At 34.3% G+C, this 25,634-nt stretch carries 18 protein-coding genes; 5 read left to right on the top strand and 13 right to left on the bottom strand.

Annotated features, from left to right (window positions below):
- Positions 1-154: 154 nt before the first annotated feature.
- A complete protein-coding gene (locus tag ACM55G_RS02855; protein ID WP_416842402.1) occupies positions 155-937 on the top strand; it encodes an alpha/beta fold hydrolase in 783 nt (260 codons plus the stop codon).
- Here the strand turns inward: ACM55G_RS02855 and ACM55G_RS02850 are convergent.
- The 4 genes from ACM55G_RS02850 to ACM55G_RS02835 all read right to left on the bottom strand — a co-directional run bounded on the left by ACM55G_RS02850 (position 934) and on the right by ACM55G_RS02835 (position 10,252).
- Positions 934-3,699 carry a PD-(D/E)XK nuclease family protein gene (locus tag ACM55G_RS02850; protein ID WP_416842400.1) on the bottom strand — a complete coding sequence of 922 codons (2,766 nt, stop codon included), beginning with the start codon at positions 3,697-3,699 and terminating at the stop codon, positions 934-936. The genes ACM55G_RS02855 and ACM55G_RS02850 overlap by 4 nt on opposite strands.
- Before the next feature lie 64 nt (positions 3,700-3,763).
- Positions 3,764-5,197 (bottom strand): OmpA family protein, encoded by a 1,434-nt coding sequence (locus tag ACM55G_RS02845; protein WP_416842399.1) that lies wholly within the window; start codon positions 5,195-5,197, stop codon positions 3,764-3,766.
- Between the two features lie 133 nt (positions 5,198-5,330).
- A complete protein-coding gene (gene kbl, locus ACM55G_RS02840) occupies positions 5,331-6,524 on the bottom strand; it encodes a glycine C-acetyltransferase (protein ID WP_416842398.1) in 1,194 nt (397 codons plus the stop codon).
- Positions 6,525-6,571: 47 nt separating this feature from the next.
- Positions 6,572-10,252 carry a UvrD-helicase domain-containing protein gene (locus ACM55G_RS02835; RefSeq protein ID WP_416842397.1) on the bottom strand — a complete coding sequence of 1,227 codons (3,681 nt, stop codon included), beginning with the start codon at positions 10,250-10,252 and terminating at the stop codon, positions 6,572-6,574.
- A 248-nt stretch (positions 10,253-10,500) separates the two neighbouring features.
- Here ACM55G_RS02835 and rbfA point away from each other — a divergent pair, with 248 nt between their 5' ends.
- Positions 10,501-10,893, top strand: coding sequence for a 30S ribosome-binding factor RbfA (rbfA, locus tag ACM55G_RS02830; protein ID WP_416842396.1), 393 nt, complete (start codon positions 10,501-10,503; stop codon positions 10,891-10,893).
- A 3-nt stretch (positions 10,894-10,896) separates the two neighbouring features.
- Positions 10,897-12,096, top strand: a complete 1,200-nt coding sequence (locus ACM55G_RS02825; RefSeq protein WP_416842395.1) for an ABC transporter permease — start codon at positions 10,897-10,899, stop codon at positions 12,094-12,096.
- 148 nt (positions 12,097-12,244) lie between these two features.
- On the opposite strand, the gene dusB is transcribed toward ACM55G_RS02825, so the two are convergent.
- Genes dusB through ACM55G_RS02810 form a run of 3 tightly spaced genes read right to left on the bottom strand, consistent with a single transcriptional unit; the run spans position 12,245 to position 15,306 of the window.
- Positions 12,245-13,237 (bottom strand): tRNA dihydrouridine synthase DusB, encoded by a 993-nt coding sequence (dusB, locus tag ACM55G_RS02820; protein WP_416842394.1) that lies wholly within the window; start codon positions 13,235-13,237, stop codon positions 12,245-12,247.
- Between the two features lie 43 nt (positions 13,238-13,280).
- Positions 13,281-14,048: a TIGR03915 family putative DNA repair protein gene (locus ACM55G_RS02815; protein WP_416842393.1), complete on the bottom strand. Its 768-nt coding sequence runs from the start codon at positions 14,046-14,048 to the stop codon at positions 13,281-13,283.
- Positions 14,026-15,306, bottom strand: coding sequence for a putative DNA modification/repair radical SAM protein (locus ACM55G_RS02810; protein WP_416842392.1), 1,281 nt, complete (start codon positions 15,304-15,306; stop codon positions 14,026-14,028). Before ACM55G_RS02810 ends, ACM55G_RS02815 begins: the two co-directional genes overlap by 23 nt.
- Positions 15,307-15,494: 188 nt before the next feature.
- On the opposite strand from ACM55G_RS02810, the gene lepA reads away from it, so the two are divergent.
- Positions 15,495-17,291 carry a translation elongation factor 4 gene (lepA, locus tag ACM55G_RS02805; protein WP_416842391.1) on the top strand — a complete coding sequence of 599 codons (1,797 nt, stop codon included), beginning with the start codon at positions 15,495-15,497 and terminating at the stop codon, positions 17,289-17,291.
- Positions 17,292-17,390: 99 nt separating this feature from the next.
- Here the strand turns inward: lepA and ACM55G_RS02800 are convergent, their stop codons facing one another.
- Positions 17,391-18,323, bottom strand: coding sequence for a 1-phosphofructokinase family hexose kinase (locus tag ACM55G_RS02800; RefSeq protein ID WP_416842390.1), 933 nt, complete (start codon positions 18,321-18,323; stop codon positions 17,391-17,393).
- Positions 18,324-18,430: 107 nt separating this feature from the next.
- Here ACM55G_RS02800 and thiL point away from each other — a divergent pair, with 107 nt between their 5' ends.
- A complete protein-coding gene (thiL, locus tag ACM55G_RS02795; protein ID WP_416842389.1) occupies positions 18,431-19,477 on the top strand; it encodes a thiamine-phosphate kinase in 1,047 nt (348 codons plus the stop codon).
- A gap of 60 nt (positions 19,478-19,537) precedes the next feature.
- Here thiL and ACM55G_RS02790 read toward each other — a convergent pair whose 3' ends face one another.
- The 5 genes from ACM55G_RS02790 to ACM55G_RS02770 form a co-directional block, all read right to left on the bottom strand.
- Positions 19,538-20,206, bottom strand: coding sequence for a response regulator (locus ACM55G_RS02790; protein WP_416842388.1), 669 nt, complete (start codon positions 20,204-20,206; stop codon positions 19,538-19,540).
- A gap of 23 nt (positions 20,207-20,229) precedes the next feature.
- Entirely contained in the window at positions 20,230-22,254 is a 2,025-nt protein-coding gene (locus ACM55G_RS02785) for a tetratricopeptide repeat-containing sensor histidine kinase (RefSeq protein WP_416842387.1), read from the bottom strand.
- 138 nt (positions 22,255-22,392) lie between these two features.
- Positions 22,393-22,707, bottom strand: coding sequence for a 3-oxoacyl-ACP reductase (locus ACM55G_RS02780; RefSeq protein WP_416842385.1), 315 nt, complete (start codon positions 22,705-22,707; stop codon positions 22,393-22,395).
- Between the two features lie 172 nt (positions 22,708-22,879).
- Positions 22,880-23,692 (bottom strand): LytR/AlgR family response regulator transcription factor, encoded by an 813-nt coding sequence (locus tag ACM55G_RS02775; protein WP_416842384.1) that lies wholly within the window; start codon positions 23,690-23,692, stop codon positions 22,880-22,882.
- A 377-nt stretch (positions 23,693-24,069) separates the two neighbouring features.
- On the bottom strand, positions 24,070-25,611 hold the full coding sequence (locus ACM55G_RS02770; RefSeq protein ID WP_416842383.1) for a glycine--tRNA ligase: 1,542 nt from the start codon (positions 25,609-25,611) through the stop codon (positions 24,070-24,072).
- Positions 25,612-25,634 lie beyond the last annotated feature (23 nt).

Genomic DNA, 25,634 nt, shown 5'->3' with positions numbered 1-25,634 from the left:
AAAAAAATACAACTTGTTTAATTATTCTCTTTAACGATTTTCACAATTTTATCTTCGTGTTTTTTCATGTAACTCATGGCAACCTTTTAAACGGTTACTATGATGTGAAATCATAAAAAAATAAAGTATTACTTTTGTAGACTAAATTTTCATTTTGAAACAAATTCTCTTTAAAAACACCAACATCTCTTATTCCGATACCGGGAAAGGAACCGCTATTGTCTTGCTTCATGGTTTCTTGGAAAACAAAGGAATGTGGGATTTTTATATTCCGGAGTTTGCTAAAAAAAACCGCGTCATCACGATTGATTTATTGGGACACGGCGAAACGGAATGTTTAAGTTACTTACAAACGATGGAAGATAATGCGGATGCGGTTCACACTGTTTTATCGGAATTGCGCATCCGGAAAGCCATTTTTGTCGGGCATTCTATGGGTGGCTATGTGGCACTGGCTTTCGCCGAATTATATCCTGATACAATAAAAGGATTGGTTTTATTAAACTCGACAGCAAGAGCCGACAGCGAGGAACGAAAAATAAATAGGGATCGGGCTATCAAAGCAGTAAAGCAATCTTTCATTAATTTTGTTTCACTATCCATCGCAAATTTATTCAGCGAATCCAATCGAGAGCGGCTTTCATCAGAAATTGAAAGTGTAAAAAAAGAAGCTTTAAAAACACCCCTTCAAGGAATCGTTGCCTCACTCGAAGGAATGAAAATAAGAAAAGACCGAGAAGTTTTATTGCATCTGACACCCTATCCAAAATTATTAATTCTTGGTGAAAAAGATCCTGTTTTAAATTACGAAGAAACCAAAGAACAAATCGAAAACACGACTGTTAAACTGGTAACTTTTCCGGACGGACACATGACTCATATTGAGAACCAGGAGGAATTATTGAAAGTATTGTTGGCTTTTTTCAAAAGTATCTAAATTATTTTTTCTTCAAAAGGAATATTCTGATCTAAAATTTCGCTCAACAAAAGAACCATTTGTTCCAGATAATTACTTAAAATTTCTTCATTTATAACTGAATTTATTTCTTTGTCTTCTTTAAAATTAAACGGAAGAAAGCCTGCTTTTAAATTCTTGAAAGAGATAATTCCTGCTTCAATTGGTTTTCCTTTCGCTTCGTTCTCATACATATAAGCATACGCGAGTACCTGAATGATTTTATCGCTTTTAATACCTTCTGTTAATCCTTTCCAGGATTTCAAAGTGACGCTTGCTTTTTCTACTTTTCCGGTTTTATAATCGATAATCCTAATGACTCCGTTGCGCTCTTCAATACGATCCACATTTCCTTTTATCAATACCGGAAAAGGCAAATTAGGATGCTGCAACAGCCGCTCAAAAGTTTCTTCCAAAACAATAATTTTTATAGAGTCGCCATTTTTGATGCTTTCCAACTCTACTTTCAGGAAATTCGAAACGTTTCGTTTGGCGACTTCAAATGCCAATAAATTTCTCCCTTTTTTAATTTCGCCTTCTTTGTAAACTAATTTAAATTGCTTTAAGACCTCAGCATCAATCTGTTTAAAACAATTTAAAATATCATTTTCGGAAATGAATTTACCAATAAAAGGCTCGTATAAAACCTTTAAAGTTTCGTGAATAATAGTTCCCAACGTATTCAAAGCAATATTTTCCTCAACTTCTTCGACTTCGCTGATGCGCAAAATCTTCTGGAAATAAAACTGAATTGGATTCCGAATATAACTCGTCAATGCCGATGGGGAAAATCCTTTTTCAGCGATTTCTTTCAAACGAATCATAACAATTTCCGATTTAGGAATTACCATTGGCCGATATGCCGTTTCGGGTAACACAGCATTATAGATTTCGTGTGACAAAGTATGATTGACCTGTTTTTCTACTTCCAGTTGGGTAATGAATCGGCTTTTTTCCCCAGCATCTAAACCTTCACTTTCGGTATTATACAGTAAATAAATGTTCTTTGCTCTTTGTAATAAATGATAAAAGTGATACGTATAAATAGCATCTTTTTCTTTGAATGTTGGCAATCCTAATTCGCGTTTCACATCATACGGAATAAAAGAATTTTGCGATTTCCCTGCTGGAAATTTCCCTTCATTCATTGAAGTAACAATAACGGTATCAAAATCCAAAACACGACTTTCTAGTACTCCCATAATCTGTAAACCATTCAAAGGTTCTCCTTCAAAGGAAACTTCGGCTAAATCAATTACTTGTTTGTAAATAGCATAAAGCGTTTCTATTTTATCAATGTGTTGGTGTTTTGAGTAGTAATTAATCAATTTATTAATTACTTTAAAAATAGCAAAAACAAAAGCTTTCGTAATTTTCTCTTCTTCGTTATCGTTATTTAAATTATTCTTTATAGTTTGTAATAATGTAGAAATAGTCTCTAATACTGGAATCGATCCATTCTCCCATTTTTGGAATAACAAAAGAAACAACTCAGATGGATTTACATTTAATTCCAACAATTTATTATGGGTAATAAAAGTGTAATTGTTTTGATTAATGATCTTAACTAAACCATTCGTATTTGCATATTGTTCAACCAAAGGATGCGTCAAAATATCCAAAACATCTTTGTAATACAACACATAACTTTTGGCATTTCTAGACAAAGCATTAGTATGCATTTTAAACAATTTGGCAATCAAAATCTGGGCTGGATTGTTCTTACTCGAATACCCCATAGTGATATTCAAAGCACCAACGCTTGACGGTAACGAATATAAAAGCGGAACCAAAAGATTTTCTTCACCAAGAACAATAGCCACTTTATCTAGCTTCCCATCTGGATTTTCATTGATGACATTTTCAATAATGCTTCCAGCGATTTTGGCCTGCCCAATCGTTTTTGGAGTACCAATAACCTGAATGTTTTTAGTTTGCGAAAAATCATTTACAATCCATTCAAATGGATGCAATTTATAATGTTTCCAACTTTCTTTGAAACGGCGTACAAACAGTCCTGCATCATGATACGGATCGTTTAGAAAGGCTTGATCAACATCCCAGTATATTTTAGCTTGGTCAGAAGCAATTAAATGTTGGATTATTTTTTCTTCGGCAGCATTCAGTGCATTAAAACCAGCAAACAGGAATTGTTTATTTTGTACTGAATTCGAAAAATGGTTTAGGTTATTTACGGCTTCACGATAAATCAAACCTTGATAACCGATTCTTTTATTCAATAAATGGGTGTATAGCGATTGATAGTAATTGGGTAGTAATTTCCAAAAATCGATATATTTTTCTAATAATTTAGTTTTGTTTTCAACCTCAATTCCCCATTTTTTAATATCTTCTATGTCTTTCAGATAAGAAAGAACGTAGGAAGGTTCTAATAAATACCGGTCAATTTCATTGAAATCCTGTAACAATGTTTTAGCCCAATTGGCAAAGAGTTCAAAAGATTGTTGGTGAGCTTTATCAGTAATTGATAAATAGACTTCATAGAATTCGAATAATAGCTCAATCGGATCAATAGTACGAATGCCTGCGATGTCTTGAATAAAATCTTCAATACTTATAATTTCAGGAGAAAGTATATTTGTGGTTACCTGATTTTTCAGCGCTTCAATCAAAAATATTTTAGCCCGTTTGTTTGGTAAAACTACAATTGTATTGGAAAAATTATCTGAATAGTTTTCAATTAAAACGGCGGCTATTTTATCTAAAAAAGAAGTATTTGTCATTCTATAAAAATAAAAAAACGCCTCGATAAATCGAGGCGTTTTCCATAAATATTTTAGAAAGAAATTATTCCTTTATCAAAGATATTTCAACTCTTCTGTTCATTGCTTTTCCTTTTGCAGTTTTGTTACTTGCAATTGGTTTAGTTTCACCAAAACCTGTAGATCTAAGTCTATCAGTAGCAATTCCGTTTTCAATTAAATAATTTTTAACTGCAGCTGCTCTGTTCTCAGATAATGTTTGGTTAAGTTCATTACTACCATCACTATCACAGTGACCTTCGATCATGAATTTTGAATAAGGATATTCTTTCAAGATTGAACTGATTGATTGTAATACTGTGTAAGTACCTTTTTGGAAAGTAGATTTACCAGAATCAAACAAGATTATTTTACCATAGTTATTCAAAGTCTTCATAACTTCTTCAGATACTTCTGGACAACCTTGATTAGCAACAGTTCCTCTTACGTCTGGACATTTATCATCTTTGTCTAAAACACCATCTCCATCAGTATCTGGCCAAGGACAACCTGCATTTTCTTTAGGACCTACAACAGTTGGACATTTGTCATCTTTATCAGCTACTCCATCTCCATCTCCATCAGGACATCCTTTTAATGCAGCTAAACCAGCTACATCTGGACAAGCATCATCTTTGTCAGCAATTCCATCTCCATCAGTATCAGGACAACCATTGAATGCAGCTAAACCAGCAACATCTGGACAAGCATCAGCACTATCTTGAATTCCATCTCCGTCAGTATCAGGACAACCATTGAATTGTTTTAAACCAGCAACTTCTGGACACGCATCATCTTTGTCAAATATTCCATCACCGTCAGTATCTTTACCTCCAAATTTGAAAATAAGACCTGCACTATGTTGAAAATGTGATGGAGCGTCAGGAGTACCAGAAGCATCTTCTCTATCGCCAAAAGATTTTTTATATTTTGTTGCAAGCTCTATTCCTATGTTTTCAGTAAACCATAAAGTAAGACCGGCACCTGGGTTAAGAGTTCCATAACTACTGTCTCCAAAGAATGTATATCCTCCACCAACAGATAATGACGGATCAATTACTTTAGAGTTGATTAAGCTCATCAAACTGTATTTAATAGTTGCGTCAACACCGTAATACATTAGGTCTCCAGGATTAGAAACTATGTATCCGCGAGAATCATGACCAACAGCAGTTGGAGCAAATTTCACATATTTATCAATTTTGTTTACAGAACCAGTAAGTCCAAAAGAGAAATTATCTCCTATGTATCTAGATACACTAATGTATGATACAGAAGGAAGAATGTTCCAGTTGTCTTTAACAGCGAAAGGCTGTGAAAAATGTTGGTCTAACCAATTATGCCCACCACCAGCACTAGTTTTAGTGTCAACGGCATTAACTCCAAAAGAGATTGCCCATGGATTGTTACTGTCTTGTGCGTGAGAGCTTAAACCCATCACCATCATTACGGCAACTAAAAGTTTGTTAAGATGTTTCATACTTAATTTTTTTAATTACAATTTAGTTAATTACACACAAAAGTAACTCGTAAATTTTTAACTACAAAATGAAATGTTAAAAAAAACCTGTAAAAATCGCTAAAAGTGGAAATTATATAACTTCAAATCAAAATTATACAACATTTAACATTCTGCCGACTTCAATAAAAGCACTAATTGCCTTATCTAAATGAGCTGTTGTATGTGCTGCAGACAGTTGCACTCTAATTCTTGCTTTATCCTTAGGGACCACTGGAAAAAAGAATCCAATAACATAAATTCCTCTTTTTAAAAGCTCATTTGCCATAGTTTGGGACAATTTAGCGTCATAAAGCATTACAGGCACAATCGCAGAATCCCCGTCAATGATATCAAAGCCAGCCTCTTTCATTCCTGCTTTGAAATAATTTGTATTCCATTCTAACTTATCGCGTAAAACAGTATCTCTTTCTAATATTTCCAAAACTTTTATTGATGCCCCAACAATGGCCGGCGCAAGGGAATTAGAGAATAAGTAAGGCCTGGAACGTTGGCGCAATATTTCAATAATTTCTTTTTTAGCAGTCGTGTATCCACCCATTGCTCCTCCAAGGGCTTTTCCTAATGTTCCAGTAATGATATCTACCCTTCCCATTACGCCTTTTGCCTCTAGGGTTCCTTTTCCGGTTGCACCAATGAATCCGGCAGCATGACATTCATCAACCATAACCAGTGCATCATACTTATCCGCTAAATCACAGATTTTATCCAAAGGAGCCACAACACCGTCCATAGAGAAAACGCCATCAGTAACGATTAATTTGAAACGTCTTCCAGCCGCTGTCGCTTTGATCAATTGCTGCTCCAAATCTTCCATATTGCTGTTTTCATAGCGATAACGAGCCGCTTTACACAAACGAACCCCATCTATAATGGATGCATGATTCAAACTATCTGAAATTATCGCATCATTTTCTCCTAACAACGGCTCAAAAACTCCGCCATTAGCATCAAAAGCTGCTGCATAAAGAATAGTATCCTCCGTTCCGTAAAATTTAGAAATCTTTTTTTCTAAATTTTTATGAATATCCTGAGTTCCACAAATAAAACGAACCGATGACATTCCGAAACCATGCGTATCCAAAGCGTCTTTTGCAGCCTGAATCACTTCTGGGTGCGATGATAATCCAAGATAATTATTCGCACAAAAATTTAAAACTTTCTCACCTGTCGAAATAATGATTTCTGCTCCTTGCGGAGAAGTGATGATTCTTTCTTTTTTGAAAATTCCATTATCTTCAATAGTTTGTAATTCTGACTGTAAGTATTCTTTGATTTTTCCGTACATTATATAAGTTTATTAAAGCCCGTTATTTATTCATTTCAATATTAAGGTTACAAATTTACTACATCGATTTCTTTCCCTATGTATATCAATGCCTTTTTAACAACTTTGTACCCCATTTTCTCAATAGCATCCTGATAATTTCCCAATTGTTGTTGGTATTTAACATTATGTATTCCAGTTTTATAATCCAGCAACAACACTTCCTTATTTTTAGTTAAAACCATTCGATCCGGTTTTACTGTTTTCCCTTCTTTTTGAATGATTGTTTGCTCATTCAAAATTTCATTTCCTTCCGCAAAATAAATTGAAAGTTCTAAATGATTCACAATTTCCCGAATCGTTTTATAAACTAATTCTTTTTGCTTGAGGGTAATTAATCCATTTTCAATTGATTTTGTAATTGCCAAATCAATATCATTTTTAGTTTTTACAAAAGAAAGAATTTCGTGAATTACATTTCCGTATTCTATGGCTTCCTGTTGTAGTGTACCCCACATTAAAGCTTCACGCTTTGCAATTTTTATATTCTTTGGATTCAGAATTTCAGCAACTAAAGGAATCGTTTTTGAAGTATCGACGTGTTGTTTTGCGGAAGATAATTTCGTTGCATTCCCAAATTCATATTCCAATTTATTTTCATCGAATCCTCCATTGTTGGCCAAATAATGAATAAAAAAACTACACATATTATTCTTTGGAATTTCTCCTTTACTGGACAAATTCATATTCGAAATCACATACAATTGTTCCTCCGCTCTAGTCAAAGCCACGTACAAAACATTAATATTATCCAATAATTCTTCCTGCTTTTTTTGATTGTAAACCTCAGCAGCTTCTTCGCCAAACCCTTCTACCGCACTGCTATTGTCAATTAAAACCTTTGGCAGACCAAAATCTTGTTCCTCTGCATTGAGCCACAACTTGTCTTTGGGTTTCCTAGTGTAATCTTCCTCGGCAAAAGGAAAAATCACAACCGGAAATTCCAATCCTTTTGATTTGTGGATCGTCATAATCCGAACTGCATTAGTACCTTCCGGCGAAGGAATGCTGAATTTCTCTGCATTTTTGTCCCAAAAATTTAAAAAATCCGAAATTCCAGCTTGGTTGCGAATGTCACGCTCGAGAACAATATCCAAGAAATATTGGACGTAGGCATTCCCCTCCCCAACTCTCCCGGAAGGGTAGGGAGCCATAACCGGAGAACTGGAGTTTAGAAAAGTTTCTTGTAAAATTAACTCTTCTTTTATTTTATTCAAAACCTCTGAAATGGTCTTTGTCACTTGATCATTTGTAAATCGAATGACTTTATACCCTAATTTATGTAGCGTAATTGTTCTATTATTATCTAACTCAACTTGTTCTTCTGTAAAATGATAATTACCATCAACTTCTATTACCAGTTTTTTTGACAAACAGACAAAATCAACAATAAAGTCATCTATCAAATGTTGTTGCCTGAATTTATAATCTTCTAATGATTTAGATTTAAGCTCCATCCAAAGAACTTTCTCAGCATGCGTTGGTTCTTTTCTCTTCTCTTTTGCTTTTTCAATTAAAAGAGGAGAATAATTTCCACCCGTCATGTATCCTAATTTATCCGACCCAACAAGACTATTTTTATCCAAAGAAAAAGATATATTATCTCCTAATTTATCCACGGAGTTTTCCACTCCGTCACCCTTTCCTTTGGAGAGGGCCGGGGAGAGGAATTTAGTTATTATCGTTTCCACCGCTTCATACAATGATTTTTTTCTGATGTTTTGAAAGGAAAGTGAAACATCAAAACTCATCAACCAATTTTCGAATTCCGTTTCTTGAAACAATGCCATTCCTTGAGCAATAAAATCATGAATCGGTAATTTATCCTGACTATTTTGCGCTAAATATTGAAGGAAATTTGCTTTAGATTCCAAATCAGAACTATTTTTTAGGTATTTTAAAAGATGAATAATCAAACGAACTTCCGTAGCATTTTGGATCATCAAGGTTTCGGATGACAGTAGCGGAATACCTTGCTCGGTCAGATAATTAGCAATCGCAATACCTTGACTTCTTTTACGAGTCAGAATAACAATGTCTTTGTATTGAAAGCCTTGTTGTAGTGATTTTTGAATCGTATTTAATGTCGCCAAAACATACAGATCGGTTTTATCCAACGTTTCTTCATCTTCTTCCGAAGTTTCTACTTTTGGAATGAAAGAAATATTTACGTAGCCGCCCGTTTTATCATTTATCTTTTGATTACTGTGATTTTCATACAAATCCTTGTAATCCAAATGTTCGAATTCATTCGATAACAATTGAAAAAAATCATTGTTGAATTCGATTATTTGCGAATAGCTGCGGTAATTTTTATCTAAATGCTCCAAAACCTTCTCTGGATTATTGAACGGATTTTGGTCTTTACTCAACTCAATAAACTGCTCGGCTTTTCCACCCCGCCAACGGTAGATTGATTGTTTGGGATCGCCTACAATCATCAAAGTTCCTTTTTCACCATCAATTTCACTGGAAGTAGCATTATCAATTAGCGGTATTAAATTTTGCCATTGCATTTCAGACGTATCCTGAAATTCATCTATAAAAAAATGACGGTAACGTTCACCCAATCGTTCATATATAAAAGGGGCGGGCTGATTTTGAATTTCACGATGAATAATCGCATTAAATTCGGAAATAGAAAGTACATTTTGTTCTTCTTGAATTTTGGCTAATTCATTACTGACCGTATTCAATAATGACAATGGTGTAATGTTTTTCAAGAATGCTTTATAGAAATTTATCTTCTCAAAAGCGCCATAAACCTTAGCCAGTATTTGCAAAAATTCAGGAATAAGATTTTCGATAATCGCCCGATCTTTAGCCGTTTTATTGATAGCAATATCATCAAACTCATGAAAAGTTTTATTCTTGGGATTGAATTTCCCTTGCTGAATACTATTGATATGGTTTGGAAAAGTACCTCTGGAAAAGGATTTTACATCTATTCCGTTCTTATCAATTAGAGTCAATATTTCTTCTGAAAAAATAATAGTTTGCGTTACTAAGTCTTTGCAGGCTTCCGATAGTTTATTTTTGATTTCGACAAACTCAGCGATGGATTTATCTTGAAAATGGGTGATTTCATTTCTATTATTTTCATTAAGAACCAAACGTCCCGTTTCGAGAATTTCACGGGAAATATCCCAAGATTTATCATCATCGGTTTTTTCCATTGTGAAATCGATTAACAGCTTTGTCAATGTTTCATCTTCTCCCGCTTGTGCGATGATGGCATCGACGGCTTCAATTAATAAATTTTCAGTATCTAAAGTCACCTCAAAAGTCATAGGTAAATTCAAATCATGGGCAAAAGCCCGTATGACTTTGTGCGTAAATTTATCAATGGTCGAAATATCAAATGCAGCATAATTATGAATAATATGCTTGATAATTTGCTGTGATTTGGTTTTTATTTCAATGATAGAAAGCGCTGTATTTACGGATAAATCCTGCATTAAATCCTGTGCTTTTGAACTTGGTTCGTCTTTAGCAAATTCGGATAAACTGCCTACAATTCTGCTTTTCATTTCATGAACCGCTTTGTTGGTAAATGTAATGGCGAGAATGTTTCGGTAGGCATCATTTTTTTTGGCAACAAGAATGATTTTAAGGTATTCTTTGACCAGCGCATAGGTTTTTCCGGAACCTGCTGATGCGTCGTAGATGGAGAATGAAGGTCTTTGCATTACGATTTTAGATTTTCCCCTCCCCAACGCTCCCCAAAGGGAAGCGAGATAGGATGGAATTAGTTTGTATTTAATCTGAATTGATAGTTCCTTAATCCCCTAGCCCTGATAGGAGCGACATCCTTGTGTGCCGGTGTTCGGCACATAAGATATAGCGAATAGCAGGAAATAGCTTCTAAAAACACAACTATTGTTAGGTTACATTTAAAATTTGTTTGTATAAAACTTAAAAGTAGTATTTTTGCAGCATGGAAACAAATAGACAGAAAAAAATAGGTGGGGTTATCCAAAAAGATTTGGTTGACATTCTGCAAGGTGAAGTGAGAAAAAACGGAGTAGCTAATTTAATTATTTCGGTATCCAAGGTTGTTGTAACTTCAGATTTATCTGTAGCTACAGTGCATTTAAGCGTTTTTCCTCAGGACAAAGCAAAAGAGATTTTAGAAGCGGTTAAGTCCAATGCTAAAACAATAAAACATGATTTATCACAGCGTGTACGTTTACAATTAAGAAAAGTACCTAATTTGGTTTTCTTTATCGACGACTCTTTGGACTATATCGAAAAAATTGACAATGCCTTAGCGAATAGAGATAATCCTATAGAAAACAGAGACCTTCTGGACAAACGTAGATTTCAATAAAACTTGAATTTCCCCCTTTACATCGCCAAACGCTACATTCGCAGCAACAGCAAAAATAATGCGATCAACATCATCAATCGGATTGCCAGCATGGGAATTATTGTTGGTGCCATGGCGTTGTTCGTGGTTTTGTCAGTTTTTAGTGGGCTGAAAGTTTTTAGCCTTTCGTTTACCAATGACATTGATCCTGATTTAAAAATAAGCAGCACATTAGGGAAATCTTTTTTAATCGCTCCAAATCAGGAGATCCAAATCAAGAAAATCGACGGCTTGGTTTCCTACACCAAAATCATTGAAGAACGAGTTTTATTTACTTTTGACGGTAAACAGGAAGTTACGTACTTAAAAGGTGTTGATTCTAATTTTAGTAAAGTAAATGCTATTGAAAAGAAACTTTTTAACGGACAATGGCTTAAACCAGATACGTATCAAGTGGTGGTTGGTTACGGAATTGCCCAGAAATTCTCGATGGGATTGCTCGATTTCAATCGTCAATTGGAAGTTTTAGTTCCAAAACCAGGAAAAGGTGCAATTGAAAATCCGGAACAAGCTTTTAATAAAACCGATATTATTCCTGTTGGAATTTATGCCATCAGCGAAGATTTAGATTCTAAATATGTTTTTGCCGATTTAGGTTTAGCACAAGAATTATTAGAATATAAAACCAATCAGGTTTCTGGCATTGAAATAAAAGTGAAAGCTGTCGCGGATGAAAGTGCCATTACAGACGAACTCCAAACTATTTTCAATAATAAAATCACTGTAAAAAACAGGGCTCAACTCAATGAATCCTTGTATAAAATGCTGAATACCGAGAATATTGCTGTGTATTTAATCTTTACTTTGGTGATTGTTGTGGCGCTTTTCAATTTGATTGGCGCATTAATTATGATGATTTTGGACAAAAAAGGAAACTTGAAAACCCTTTTTAATCTAGGAACCGAAATCAAAGATTTGCGAAAAATATTTCTGCTTCAAGGTACTTTATTGAGTGTTTTTGGCGGAATTATCGGGTTGGTTTTAGGGATTGTAATTGTGTTACTGCAACAACATTTTCAACTAGTTATGATTACACCTACACTGGCGTATCCCGTTGTTTTCTCCCTTGAAAACGTATTGATAGTTATGGGAACAATTGTCACTCTTGGCTTTATTGCTTCACTGATTGCAAGTAGTCGCGTGAGTAAAAAGTTGTTGGAGTAAGATTTCAGATTGCTTCACCAGTTCGCAAAAGCTCGAATAAAGATTAACGACTTTTGATTTCAGATTTTAAAAAACCAAAACGGAAATTCCACTACTTTACACGAAATAATTTGTGCTAATTAGTGAAATTTATGTGTGAAATATCTAATTAAACAACCTCATAACCCGCATACGCTTCTTCGATTTCATTCAAAGCGGCGAACAACTCTTCCGGTCGGTCTAAAGTTACCAATTGTTGTTTGAAGGGTTTAAAAGAGTGAATTCCTTTGAAATAATTGGTATAATGAGGACGCGTTTCAACAATTCCCAATCGTTCTCCTTTCCATTCCATGGCCCAAGTGAGGTGATTTCGCACTGCTTCGACTCTATCAATAACGGTAGGCTTTGGCAAATGTTCTCCCGTTTTAAAGTAATGTTTAATTTCGTCAAAAATCCAAGGATAACCAATCGCAGCACGACCAATCATGATGCCATCAATCCCGTATTCGTTTTTGTACTGTAATGCTTTTTCGGGTGAATCAATGTCGCCATTACCAAAAATAGGCATGGTAATTCTTGGATTGTTTTTCACTCGGGCAATGTGCGACCAGTCGGAATGGCCTTTGTACATTTGCGCACGAGTTCTGGCGTGGATGCTTAAAGCGGCAACACCAATGTCTTGCAGACGCTCCGCAACTTCATCAATATTTATCGAATTATCGTCCCAACCCAAACGGGTTTTTACAGTTACTGGCAAATGGGTACTATTGATAACAGCCTGAGTCAAACGAATCATCAAATCTACATCTTTGAGAACCCCGGCTCCGGCTCCTTTACAAACTACTTTTTTGACGGGACAACCAAAATTAATATCTATTAAATCCGGGTTTACGGTAGAAACAATCTTAGACGACATGGCCATAGCTTCTTCGTCTCCACCAAAAATCTGGATCCCAACAGGACGTTCATAATCAAAAATATCTAATTTCATTCGGCTTTTAATGGCGTCGCGGATTAATCCTTCGGAAGAAATAAATTCCGAATACATCATATCGGCACCATGAGCTTTACACAATCGGCGGAAAGGCGGATCGCTCACATCTTCCATAGGTGCAAGAAGTAAAGGGAATTCGGGTAATATTATGTTGCCAATCTTGATCATCTTCATGTATTTTGGTGCAAAAATAAGGTTTATACGCTATTGATTAAAATATTTTTTTTTCAGTCAAATATTTCCAGTACCGTTTGGGTACGTGTTGTACATGCAATTTTGTGTTTTTCCTTTCTTTTATATTGGTATGGTCAAAATATTCTACCCACAACTTTTGATAGTTTATTTCTTTTTCATCAAAAATAGAATCTCCTTTTTGCAGTAAAATTTGCTTGTCGTTATCCAAAGTAACTATCTCTGTAGTTTTCAAATCATAATATACACCATAGCCTCTTTTAAAATCATAAATCATCCATTTTTGGTCTTGGTACCGATTTTTAAAATGTCTGACAATAAGTGTAAGCACATTAAAATCAGGATAAATTGCTGCAAAATAAATGCCATCTTTCAACAATTCAAATCGCACAAAGGCTTCCATTCTATGTTTTTCTCTGCCTACACTTTTAACCAGCTTAGACACTTGTAAAACATTCGGATTGGAAAAATCTTTTAAAACATTAAGGGTCGGATTTTCAACAGCATATTTTATAACTCGGTATAAAATATTCTCTACATTTTCGGTTTCCGACAAAAAAGCATACAACAGTTCTCTAATTCCGTTTTTACCTACTTGTTTTTCCAGTCGTGCTAAAACTCTATCGGATTTTTCGATATTGGTGTAAACTGGAATGATTGTGGCGAAAAAGGAATTTTGATTAGTATTAGAAGGCATAATACTTACGTCCACGTATTTGAATTCGAATATTTCAAAAACAGCGGTAAAAAAACCTTCTAAAGTATTATCGTAGAAAAGAATCGTCATTCAGTAGCGTTAATTGATTGCTAAAAGGGTTTTCGAACTTACTTTTTGTTTCGTTCAATATGATATTCTTCAAATTTATCGAATCCAAAAATTGAAGACTTTTATTGACATTAGCAACTGTTATAAAATATTTTGCTCTATTACTTGCAACTCCCATTTTTTTTATGTGTTCTAAAGTAAGACTTTGAAAACGCCTAGCATTGATAATTTTATAAGCTGATTTGACTCCGATTCCTGGAACTCTTAGGATCATCTCAAGGGATCCAAATTGAAGGTTTACCGGAAATTTATCGATATTTCGTAGTGCCCAACCTAATTTTGGATCTACTTCTAAATCTAGGAAAGGATTGTTTTTTTCTAAAATTTCATCAGCTTTAAAACCATAAAAACGCATCAACCAGTCCGCTTGATACAATCGGTTTTCTCTTATCAGTGGAACCTGAGAGCCCAATGGAGGCAAACGGTTATCATTAGAAATAGGAACATATCCCGAATAATACACTCTTTTTAGGTTGAAATCATTATAAAAATGATCAGCAACTTTTATGATCTGAAAATCCGTTTCTTGGGTGGCGCCGATAATAAGTTGTGTACTCTGACCTGCTGGGGCAAATTTCGGAGTCGATTTAAATTTTTTCTTTTCCTCTTTGTAAACTAAAATTTCATTTTTCACAAAACCCATCGGTTTTATCATTTGCTGATGATTTTTGTCTGGAGCCAATAATTTTAAACCGGATTCTGTAGGGATTTCTAGATTCATGCTTAACCTGTCTGCATACAAACCTGCCTCGCGCATGAGTTCATCACTGGCGTCCGGAATACTTTTCAAATGAATGTATCCATTGAAATTATGTTCTAATCGAAGTTTTTTGGCAACCAGAACCAGGCGTTCCATGGTGTAATCGGCATTTTTAAAAATACCCGAACTCAAGAACAAGCCTTCTATGTAATTTCTGCGGTAAAAATTAATGGTTAGATCCACAACCTCGTCAACGGTAAATGCTGCCCGCTGTATGTCGTTACTTTTTCGGGTTACGCAATAAGCACAATCATAAATACAAAAATTGGTGAGTAAAATTTTCAGCAAAGAGACACAGCGCCCATCCTCGGTATAGGTATGACATATACCTGAAGCAGAAGAATCTCCTAATCCTTTGTTGGTGTTTTTTCGGTTACCACCACTTGAGGAACAGGAAACATCATACTTTGCTGCATCCGCTAGAATTTCCAATTTTTCTTTTACTCGTTCGTAGTTCAATTTTTTACATTTTAGGGAATACAAATTTAGCTATAAAAGAATATTCTTTTACAAAGCAATAAACATTTAAGATTTGTTTAATACTTAATTGAACGCACTAAATATTAACTAAAATGTTAAAAACTTTGCAGTATATTTGCCTTCTTAAATGCTTGGTATTTTGGCCAATAAATTGAATGAACAACAAAATGAAACACATTAGGAATTTTTGCATTATTGCACATATTGATCACGGGAAAAGTACGCTTGCTGACCGTTTACTTGGTGCTACCCAAACAGTAACTGCTCGTGAAGAAAAAGCGCAATTGCTAGACAACATGGACCTAGAGCGCGAACGTGGCATTACGATTAAGAGTCACGCGATTCAGATGGAATACACGTATAAAGGACAAGAATACATCCTGAATTTGATTGATACTCCGGGACACGTGGATTTTTCGTATGAGGTTTCTCGTTCGATTGCGGCATGTGAAGGCGCACTTTTGATCGTAGATGCAGCGCAAAGTATTCAGGCGCAAACAATTTCGAATTTATATTTGGCTTTGGAAAACGACTTGGAAATTATTCCGGTTTTAAATAAAGTGGATTTACCCAGCGCGAATCCTGAGGAAGTAAGTGACGATATTATTGATTTACTTGGCTGTAAATTGGAGGATATTATTCATGCTTCAGGTAAAACTGGTTTTGGTGTAGAAAATATATTGGCAGCGATTATAGAAAAAATTCCGCCTCCATCAGGAAGTGTTGAAGAGCCGTTACAAGCATTAATTTTTGATTCGCATTACAATCCGTTTCGAGGAATCGAAGTTATTTTCCGTGTAAAAAACGGACAGATTAAAAAAGGCCAGAAGATTAAATTTATGGCTACGGGCAATGAATATTTTGCGGATGAGATTGGTACTTTAAAATTAAACCAAGTTCCGAAACAAGTCATTTCAGCAGGTGATGTTGGGTACTTAATTTCTGGAATTAAAGAAGCAAAAGAAGTAAAAGTAGGAGATACGTTGACGGATGCAAAAACGCCAACAACAAATATAATTAAGGGTTTTGAAGATGTAAAACCAATGGTTTTTGCGGGGATTTATCCTGTGGATACCGAAGATTATGAGGAGTTGAGAAACTCTATGGAAAAACTGCAGTTGAATGATGCGTCGTTGGTATTTTTACCGGAAAGTTCAGCCGCTTTGGGATTTGGTTTCCGTTGCGGATTCTTAGGAATGTTGCACATGGAGATTATCCAAGAGCGATTGGAAAGAGAGTTTAACATGACTGTAATTACTACCGTTCCCAACGTTTCGTATTTGGCTTACACCAAAAAAGATCCTACAACGCCGCTTATCGTAAACAACCCTTCGGATTTACCGGAGCCTTCTCGTTTAGATCATGTGGAGGAACCTTTTATCAAAGCAACTATTATTACTAAATCCGATTATGTGGGGAATGTAATGAGTTTGTGTATCGAAAAACGTGGATTGATTACCAATCAGACGTATTTGACTACGGAACGTGTAGAACTGACTTTTGACATGCCGTTGGCTGAAATTGTGTTTGACTTTTATGACCGTTTGAAAACAGTTTCTAAAGGATATGCCTCCTTTGATTATACGCCAATTGGGATGCGAACTTCTAATTTGGTTAAAGTGGATATTTTATTGAACGCTACCATTGTGGATGCTTTATCATCCTTGATGCATGCCGACAATGCGTATCACATTGGTAAAAAAATGTGTGAGAAACTAAAAGAATTAATCCCACGTCAGCAATTTGACATTCCTGTTCAAGCGGCTATTGGGGTAAAAGTAATTTCTCGTGAAACCATAAAAGCGTTGCGTAAAGACGTTACCGCTAAATGTTATGGAGGGGATATTTCTCGAAAACGTAAATTATTGGAAAAACAGAAAAAAGGTAAAAAACGAATGAGACTGGTTGGAAATGTTGAAATCCCACAGGAAGCGTTTATGGCGGTTTTGAAGTTGAACGATTAAAAGTTATTCTAAATTCTGACCCGAGTAAAGCAAACTGGCGAAGCAATTTTAAATTATAAATGAAACCTGACGATGTAAAAATTGTCAGGTTTTTTGTTTTTATTTATCCTTTAACCATTCAAACAATCGTTTGGCATCTTCGAATTTAAACAATTGTGTTCCTTCATTCATCGTTGCTGCCGATCCGCAAGCAACTCCCCAACGAATTACTTCTTTCAGGCTTTTATTTTGCGAAAGCGCCCAAACCATTCCGCCAACCATACTGTCACCGGCACCTACAGTGCTTTTTTTGGCAACATTAGGAGCAGGAACAAATTCATAAGAATCTTTTGTAACCAATACTGCGCCTTGCGGACCAAGGGAAACGACTACAATTTCGGCGCTACCTTTGGCTATAATTTGTTTTGCAGCTTCGTTAACTTCTTCCAGTTCCAATCGCTCCACGCCTATTAATTTTGCCAGTTCTCCAACATTGGGTTTGATCATATAAACGCCAATTTCTAATGCTTTTTGTAATGATTCACCAGAGGTGTCCACAATTAATTTAGCATTTGTTTTTTTTGCGATTTCTGCTATTTTTTGATAAAAATCTGTTGACAAACCTTCATTCAAACTACCGCTGGCAACTAGAAATTTTGATTTAAAACCAGCTATGGTCTCCAGAATTCTGTTGGTTTCTTCTTCTGAAATTTTACCACCTGTAAATCCAAATCGGTATTGTGAATTAGTGTTGTCATCCACGGCGACGAAACTTTCTCTGGTCCAAGTTTGAACTTCGATAGCTTTAAATTCAACGGATTCCTTAGCCACCAATTCCTCCAGCATTTTACCCATTGGTCCACCAGAAGTAAAGACTGCTAAAGATGTCCCTCCTAGACGAGAGATTGCCTTAGAAACATTGATTCCTCCTCCTCCAGCATCATATTGAGGTTCAGCACATCGTATTTTTTGTTCTGGGACTAATCCTTTAAAATGAGTGCTTTTATCTAAAGCAGGATTAACGGTAAGGGTAACGATATCAAATGTCTTCATTTTATGTAATTTAACTAATCTAAAGGTCGGATAAAATTCATGAAAATAGATGTAATTCACGGCCAATATTTCTTTGTATATTTGCAAACTCAAAACAATGAAAAAAAATGATTGAAGATAAAAACCCACAACGCACAAGTATTGCCCAATTAGGAGAATTTGGATTGATAGACCATTTGACGAAAAACTTTGAAATCAATCAACCTTCTACTTTAAAAGGAATTGGGGATGATGCTGCTGTTTTGGATTTTGCAGCTAAAAAAATAGTTATTTCTACCGATTTATTGATAGAAGGTGTACATTTTGATTTGGCTTACATGCCCTTAAAACATTTAGGTTATAAAGCTGTAGTGGTCAATGTTTCTGACATTTGCGCAATGAATGCCAAACCAACTCAAATCACAGTTTCTGTAGCGGTATCTAATCGTTTTCCTTTGGAAGCATTAGACGAATTATTTGCAGGAATTACGCATGCAGCACGTGAATACAATGTAGATGTTATAGGCGGGGATACTACCTCATCTCAAAAAGGATTAATCATTAGCATTACTGCCATTGGCGAAGCTGACGAAGAAGAAATCGTGTATAGAAACGGCGCTAAACAAACCGATTTATTAGTGGTTACTGGAGATATTGGAGCTGCTTATATGGGATTACAAGTTCTAGAAAGAGAAAAGCAAGTTTTTCAGGTTAATCCAAATTCACAACCGGATTTAGATGCATATACCTATTTGATAGAACGTCAATTGAAGCCAGAAGCGCGTAAAGATGTCCGTACTTTATTGCACGCCTTGGAAATAAAACCAACTTCAATGATTGATATTTCTGATGGATTATCCTCTGAAATTATGCATTTGTGCAAACAATCTAAAGTGGGTTGTAATTTATATGAGGACAAACTCCCAATCGATCCTCAGTTTATTAACGTGTGTGAAGAATTCAATATCGACAGTACTACTGTTGCTATAAACGGAGGTGAAGATTACGAATTGCTTTTCACCATTGCCATGGAAGATTTTGAAAAAATAAAAGGGAATCCAAATTTCACGATTATTGGTCACATGACACAAGAAAGTGAAGGAATTCATTTAGTAACTCGAGCCAATACAAAAATTGCTTTAAAAGCACGTGGCTGGGATGCTTTGAGCGAATAGAAATCGCTAACATAAATAAAAAACGACACCTGAAAAAGTGTCGTTTTTGTTTAAATTCATTTAAAAAAGCAATCCTTGATTTTTTGCCTCGCGTATTAAATCAATATCACTATCATTCTCTATTTTCAATAACTCTTTTAGATTTAGCTTTCTTCTTTCAATTTCTCCTAATGAAATAGGAATATATTGTGAAATCTCATTGAGCTTAGTTCCTTTTGACAAATGAAATAAAATTTGTTCATCAAATTGATCAATTTCTATTGTATCTTTTTCTGCTAAGTCTAACATTTTTTGAACCGATTGACTATAATAAATTTTATTATTTATGACTTTATCAAAGGCAAAAAGCAATTCGTCAAATGTTAGATCATTTTTTATTACTAATCCGTTTGGGTTTATAGTACTTATAATAGTTTTTATTTTAAGCAATTCTGTATACATAGTAAGCAAAATAATTTTGCAAGTAGGCATGGTTTTATTAATCAATTTAGCCAAATCCTCTCCAGAATAAATACCTTTTTCTTCATAAGGTGGCATGCTAATATCTAAAAAAGCAATGTCAAAAGCTAAAGTATCTGGATTTGTAATAATATCGTATGCCGATTTACAATCCTTAGCTTGACTAATAAAAAACTCAAAATCCTTAGGATTATATCTTGTAATCGCATTCTTATACCCTTCAATAATAAAAGGGTGATCATCAACAATTAATATATTATTTTGAATCATTGTCTTTTGAGTTGAGGCAATTGTCATTTCTCTGTAAGTATTTGTTTCTGTTCTATTGGGACCGTAATTATAATGATTGTTCCTTCTCCTTTATTTGATTTTATTTCTATCGTTCCATCACATTCATTTGTTCGGGATTGTATATTTTGTATTCCAATACCCTTTTTAGCTTTGTTTACATTAAACCCAACGCCATCATCACTTATTGCTAAAAATAAATTGCTCTCCTTTATTTTAAGTTCCACTTTAATGACATTCGCATTGGCATACTTATTAATGTTTTGAAGTGACTCCTGAATAATTCGATATAAATTTATTTTAACCGCATTACTTAACGACTCCCATTTTATAGCAGGATCAATGATCGCAACTAATTTTGGTTCAAATGTCTTTTTTTGTTCCTCAAATAAATTGTTTACAATGGCAACGAAGTTATTAATTAATTCTGATTTTTCTCTATTCAAATCATGAGAAATTTCACGAATATCCTGTTCAATATTTTTTAACTCTGCTAAATAACTATTTCTTTGATTAACAGCAATCTCATCATTGAATTTATTCAAGCCATCTAAATTCATGCGTACTCCAAACATCCTTCCTAACACCCCATCGTGTAACTCTTGCGCAACTCTTTTTTTCTCCACAACCCTGTTAGTCTCAATGGTACTTTGTTGTGAAATCATTAAATTATAAATTTCCTCGTTGACCTCTTGTTGCTCTTGTTTGAACAACAACTCTCTATTTTTAGTTTTTTGAGCTTTAATAATATACAAAAACAAACCCAGCATAGTAAAAACACTAAACCCAAATAACAAATTCCTGTTTTTAGTTTCCAAACTTGTATTCTCCCCTTTTATTTGATCGGTTTCAAATTCTATACGGGAGAATTTATCTCCCATTTTTCGCTCGGCTTTTTGTAAATTTTCATTAATTCGAATGTATTCCTTAGTATATTCAGAAGCCTTTTCGGGTTCTATAATAGCCAATTCTTTCAAAGCCACTAAAACATCTCGTGAAATATTAGTTTTTCTAGCAAGTAATAATGCTTCTTTGGAATACTGTAACGCTTTTATTATATCTTTTTTTGAAGCAAAATATTCTGATAAATGAATTTTATTAATAAATATCCCAGAAGTTAGTTTCAAACTGTCTCTCAGTTTCAACGACTGATAAAACATTTTTGGAAGTCCTTCATTCTCATTTAATTTGAATTTAGAATAGGCCAAATTATCCAATAACATTGTATAAACGTATGGTTTTTGGACAATTAAATTTTTCTGTTCTAATCCCTTTTGAAAATATTCTTTCGCAAGTAAGTACTTTTGTGAATTGAGATAGAGGAAGCCAATATTATTATAAGAAGTGGCTCTGGACTGAAATTCCAATGGTATAATGTCATCATCAATTACAGTCAATGCCTTATTATTATAAACTATAGCAGATTCATAATCTCCAAGCTCATTATATATTAACCCCAGAAGATTATAAGAATCATATAAAATACTATTTATTTTCTTTTCTCCTTTGACAATACGCAAAACATTGAACACTGATTTTTCACTTCCTAAAAAATCCCCTGCTTTATAAAGTAAATTTGCTTTACTAAATAATGTTTTACCTAAATTAATATTATCTCCCAGTTTAGCGTACATTTTTTCTGCTTTATAATAAAACATGAAAGCACTATCTGAAACTGATTGCGATTCGTAATAATCCCCTAAATAGGTATAGGCTTTTGTAATATTTATTGTATCCTTGACACTTTCAGACTTTTCCAAAACAAGATGAACCGTTTTATTAAAATCTCTCCAATTATTTATGTTATAATAGCGATTGGCAACTTTGAATAGACTTACTCGATTTAAAGAATCATTCTCTTGATTCACAACGATATCAAAAGCTTTATGACTATATTCTTGTCTCCTTTCTCGTGCTAAGGTAAAATCATTTGCCAATGAAAAATAATCAGAAAGACTGTCTTCTGAAGAAGTGACAGGAATATTTTCTGTATTTTTTTTTGTACAACTATAACCAAAAATTAGAAACAAAAATAGAAATATGTAGTATTTATTTTTCAATAGCAGCTAATGATTTTTACCAAAAATAGTAAAATAAAACTATTGACATAAAAAAAGGCTATCAAATAGTTGATAGCCTAAATATTATTTAAAAATGCACTTAAATTATTAGTCCACTTTTACATTTCCGCCCGTTGCACCACCACCAATTATATCCACTTTTACATTTCCTCCTGTTGCACCACCACCGATTATATCAACTTTTACATTTCCTCCTGTTGCACCACCACCGATTATATCAACTTTTACATTTCCTCCTGTCGCACCACCACCGATGATGTCAACTTTTACATTTCCTCCTGTTGCACCACCACCAATGATATTATCAGATTTCACAGTATTATTATTTGTTTCTGTTGTAGTGAATGATGTTAAGATCAATACTAAAGAGAATAAACCGATTGTTAAGATTGCTTTTTTCATAATTTGGGGTTTTTATGTTGTTATGTTTTTTACTTTTTTTATTCCCTTTTGCAGGAAATTGTTTCGTAAAACTACATAGGTAATCTTAAAAATTCCTACAAAAAAAGACGTATATGGTAGAACATAGCTGTTTGATAGTGAATGACCCTCAAATTATGGTAAATGACTATTTTTAAATTTCTAAGTAATTTCCGTTGCAGAAATCAGAAATAATAAGGTCTACATTTGCTTTATAAGATTTGGAAAAAGGAAGCTTTGTAGTAGTGTTTTTAATATAACATACCGTATTTCCAGTATGTATTCTAGAAATATAATTTCGGTTTACGATATAACTATTGTGAATTCTAATAAAAGGGAATGATAAAATTCCTTCAAAGTGCTTCAATGTTTTAAAAGCAGTTATCATTTCACCATTATTTAGGTGTATGTCAGTAGAATTATTATCCGCTTGGAAATAGCAAATATCTTTAGCATCAATATACCTGTAATCACCATATGATTTTACACATAGAATAAGAGGTTGCTCGTGATGTGGCGTTTCTTGTTTAACGGAAACTATGGGTTTTTCAGCAAGAGTTGGTGATTTTTTAGAAAGAACTTCTTCTTCGTTATTCGATTTGTTCAATTTTAAAATTGATTTTACAATATCGATACGCTTCAATGGTTTTAATAGGTAATCTGCCACTTCATATTGAATAGCCTCAAAAGCGAAATTTTTCTTTGTGGTAGTAACAATAATTTTCGGAATTACTTTAAGATACCGGTACAACTCATTAATGAGTAATAAGGATAAATTACTATCCTTATTAGCAGGGTCAATTTCAAGAAAAACCAATTCAGGAGTGTGTTCTAAAATAAGATTTAAGCCATCCGTGTAATTATTTGCTGATGTCACAAAAGTAAGCTCCGAAAAACTATCAGCAATGGCTTTGGTTTTCCAAACACTTTCTTGATCATCGTCAATAATAATGTACGAGTAATTCATTAATGGCTATTCCTAAAACTGTTAGGTACAAAATCCGATTTGTAAAGTAAAATGCACTTCAAATTATTAAGCAATGCTGGTGGTTTTGAGAAAAAAATTATTGAAAAGCATAAAATTCGACCTAAAAAATCATATTTAACAGTCTAAAAATAAGCATTTAACCACTTTTCAATAGTTGTTGTTAATATGTTTTCCGCAAATGTTGATACATTAAGATGAAGTGCAAATAAACCCGACAAAGCGCATAAATTCTAATTTAGAGATCTCCAAAATTTAATGCATAATCCTTTATATAAAAATAAACACCATAAGTGTTACAGTTAAAAAAAAAGCTCTCCGTATCGGAAAGCCTTTCTTTATATGAAGAAAAAAAATAATTACATTTTCATCAACCAATTTTTCATCGAAACTTCATCTTCAATAATTGATTTCAAATCTGTGATTTTTACACGATCTTGTTTCATCGTATCTCTATGACGAATCGTTACGGTTTGGTCCTCTATAGTTTGATGATCTACTGTGATACAAAAAGGGGTTCCTAATGCATCTTGCCTTCTATAACGCCTTCCTACAGCATCTTTTTCATCATAAGCCACATTGAAATCCCATTTCAAATCTTCAATGATTTTATGTGCAATTTCTGGTAATCCGTCTTTTTTAACTAATGGGAATACTGCTGCTTTCGTGGGTGCTAAAACCGCCGGTAATTTCAAGACTGTTCTTGTAGAGCCATCTTCTAGTGTTTCTTCTTTTAATGAAGTTGCAAAAACAGCCAAGAACATTCTGTCTAATCCTACTGAAGTTTCCACCACATAAGGAACATAATTCTGATTCAATTCAGCATCAAAATATTGTAATTTTCTACCTGAAAACTGTTCGTGCGCTTTCAAGTCAAAATCAGTACGCGAGTGAATTCCTTCTAATTCTTTGAATCCAAAAGGAAAATTAAACTCAATATCAGCCGCAGCATTCGCATAATGAGCTAATTTCTCATGATCGTGAAAACGGTAATTTTCTTTTCCTAAACCAAGTGACAAATGCCAATTCAGTCTAGCTGTTTTCCAATGTTCATACCATTTCATTTCATCGCCTGGACGTACAAAAAATTGCATTTCCATTTGTTCGAACTCCCGCATACGGAAAATAAATTGTCTTGCTACAATCTCGTTTCTAAATGCTTTTCCTGTTTGTGCAATTCCAAAAGGAACTTTCATTCTTCCTGATTTTTGTACATTCAAGAAATTCACAAAAATACCTTGAGCCGTTTCCGGACGCAAATACAAATCCATTGCCGTATCAGCGGAAGCTCCTAATTTTGTTCCGAACATCAAATTAAATTGACGTACTTCGGTCCAATTTCTTGAACCTGATTCCGGACAAGCAATTTCCAATTCTTCAATTAAAGCTTTTACATCTTCCAAATCTTCGTTACCAAGCGAACGAGCCATTCTTTCCAAAATTTCTCTTTCTTTGGCTTTATACTCCATAACTCGGGGATTTGTTGTTACAAATTCCTGTTCGTTGAAAGCATCGCCAAAACGAGCACGCGCTTTTTCGATTTCCTTGATTGCTTTTTGATTTAGCTTTTCGGCATAATCTTCAATCAATACATCGGCTCTATATCTTCTTTTTGAATCTTTGTTGTCAATCAATGGATCGTTGAAAGCATCGACGTGACCTGATGCTTTCCAAGTGGTTGGGTGCATCAATATTGCCGCGTCAAGACCTACAATGTTCTCGTTCATTTGAACCATTGCTTTCCACCAATATTCGCGTATGTTCTTTTTTAACTCTACTCCGTTTTGTGCATAATCATAGACTGCACTTAAACCATCGTAAATTTCGCTTGACGGAAAAATAAAACCGTATTCTTTTGCATGCGAAATTACATTCTTAAATAAATCTTCTTGTTTTGCCATAATAGTGCAAAAATATAAAAAGT

Origin of the sequence: Flavobacterium algoriphilum (assembly GCF_048158655.1) — a bacterium.
GTDB classification, from domain to species: domain Bacteria; phylum Bacteroidota; class Bacteroidia; order Flavobacteriales; family Flavobacteriaceae; genus Flavobacterium; species Flavobacterium algoriphilum.
The sequence above is the reverse complement of the archived record's forward strand: the minus strand, read 5'-3'. Positions and strand labels throughout refer to the sequence as shown.